Below are 2066 nucleotides of genomic sequence, written 5' to 3'. Positions count from 1 at the left end.
CTTTGCCAATTGATCTTGACAACATTCGGGCAGATTACCAGGCAGGGGAAGGCGTCGGCCTTGTTGATAGTGGCGATGCTTTCAAGTGTATTGTGCGTTACAATATAATTGTTTGTCAGATACAAATGATCCGGAGCGGTTACGCTTATACATACGGAATCTTCCTCTCTAATATATTCGATAGACGAGATATACCGTGAACAATAGTTTGTCTTTTTGATGTCCCATTCGGCAGCTTTCCGTTCGAGGTAGAACGGGCAAACCTTGATCCTCACGTTTACTTGAAACTCCACGCCTTTACCTTCATTTCGCCTGTCGTACCTGCGTATGATCGCCTGTCCTCCAAGGGAACGTACCAAAAGGGCAATGTCACGTGCCATGCCATAGGAAAGGGTACTGTAGGTGATCCTGTTTTTCTTTCCCGATCCATCTGTATCCATCAAACCGCGTAAGAGATTGATGCGCTGTTCCACCGATCCGTGCATGTATTCGTATGGTATGAATTTTTCTACACTCGGTTTGTCGGCCTCGAGCCGTTTGATCTCTTGGTAAAATCGATTTTCGTGGACTGTCGGATTCTTTGTAATGTTGTATCGCGGACACGTGGCGTAATCGTCCCGTATCAATAGCATGTCGCCGGGTAAAAGTTTTCTTACCCTTTCGGCAATAGCCACATCCATATCCGGTGTAGAGAAAGACAGTTTTCCGTTACCACCGCAAAGATGGCCGTCTCCCAAAAGTACCCCCATGATGTAAGGATGGATGATGTATAATCTTTCCTTGTACTTCACAGGTTCACACATTGGGATTTCCCATTTCCGTCTTGTATGGTTATGGCCAAAACCTTTCAGGTTGTAGGTTACGCCGGAATCCATGATCTCCTGTGTTGTCTTGGTGATCCATCCTTTCCCCTTTCTTCTACGGTTGACATCTCGGACACACCACAGATGTTCTGGCCCGCATTCACAGGATACGCCATCAGAGAACGTAACTTTGAACACGCGGCGTTCTTTTTGTGGAAACACGCCGCTTACGGCATATACATTTCCGTCCCTGCCGAATATCTCGTCTCCAATTTGTAACTCTCCGATCCGTCTGAAGCTGTTTGGAGTAGCCACGTAACTACTGACCGGTTGTTGTTTACCAAGTCCCATATCGTCTCCATTGATAAACCGTTTCAGTTGCAAGCCTCGTGCGATTCCTTGCAGTTGATAGGGGTAAGGCTGTACTTTCAGTCCATGTTCTCCGTCTAGTTCCGGCATTTCCGGTATTTGAAAAGCAACATCTTCCTCTGTCTGTGATTGTGCAATCGTTCCCCACTGTACCGGTTCGAAATGGCGGACGTAATAAGTCAATTGATCCAACTCTGCTTTGCATCTGTTGGTTGCCGGAATCAGCCATGCGCCCGTTTGTTTGTCCCACCAGCGGATGGAAACAGAGCTTTTCAGCTTGTCTACAACCTGCTGGCGGTATCTGTCAAACGTCACCGCATAACATTGTCCTTTTTCTGTATTTTGCAGTGTAATTGTCATAGTGGTAGCTGTTAGGCGAATTCGTCAAATGCTTTTATCTCTTCGGCAACTTCCTCCATTTCTGCTTTTTTCTTGCGACCACGTTTCTTCGGCTTCTGCTCAGCTTCTCCGGTAATGTCGGCTTCTTCGGGAGCATCGAAATCGAACGATTCTTGTTTGATTCCATATTTCCCGCCGAACAGATAAGCGTCCACTTCGTAGTCAAGTCGGCTGATCGCCTGTCTTAAAGCATCCCCATACGGATACCCTTCGCCGGATTCGTCTTCAAATTTGGTAAATGGGACGGAGAGGTTTAGAACTTGTCCGCTCTTCAACAGTTTTTGCGCCTGGATGGAAACACCGGCTGATTCGTCTGACCCACCTTTACTGTACCCCGTGACAACGATATTCTTCAGCTTCTCGTTCAGATCATCATCCGAAGGATTTTCGATATTTACGACTCCGGCTTCCTGCATTTCGCAAATCTTGACGGCATGAGTCTTTAACAAACTCATGGCATATAACAGGTCCGGATGAACGAATTGCTGGGATGAT

Annotated in this window: 2 protein-coding genes; both read right to left on the bottom strand. The window is 46.8% G+C overall.

Annotated features, from left to right (window positions below):
- On the bottom strand, positions 1-1532 hold a 1532-nt coding region (locus H8S65_RS21420; RefSeq protein ID WP_436277890.1), incomplete at its 3' end, for an LAGLIDADG family homing endonuclease.
- Positions 1533-1543: 11 nt separating this feature from the next.
- A partial coding sequence (locus H8S65_RS20750) for a hypothetical protein (protein ID WP_186931706.1) occupies positions 1544-2066 on the bottom strand: 523 nt, incomplete at its 5' end.

It is taken from the genome of Parabacteroides hominis, from assembly GCF_014287585.1.
Classification (GTDB): Bacteria; Bacteroidota; Bacteroidia; order Bacteroidales; family Tannerellaceae; genus Parabacteroides; species Parabacteroides hominis.
This window is presented reverse-complemented; position numbering and strand designations above follow the sequence as displayed.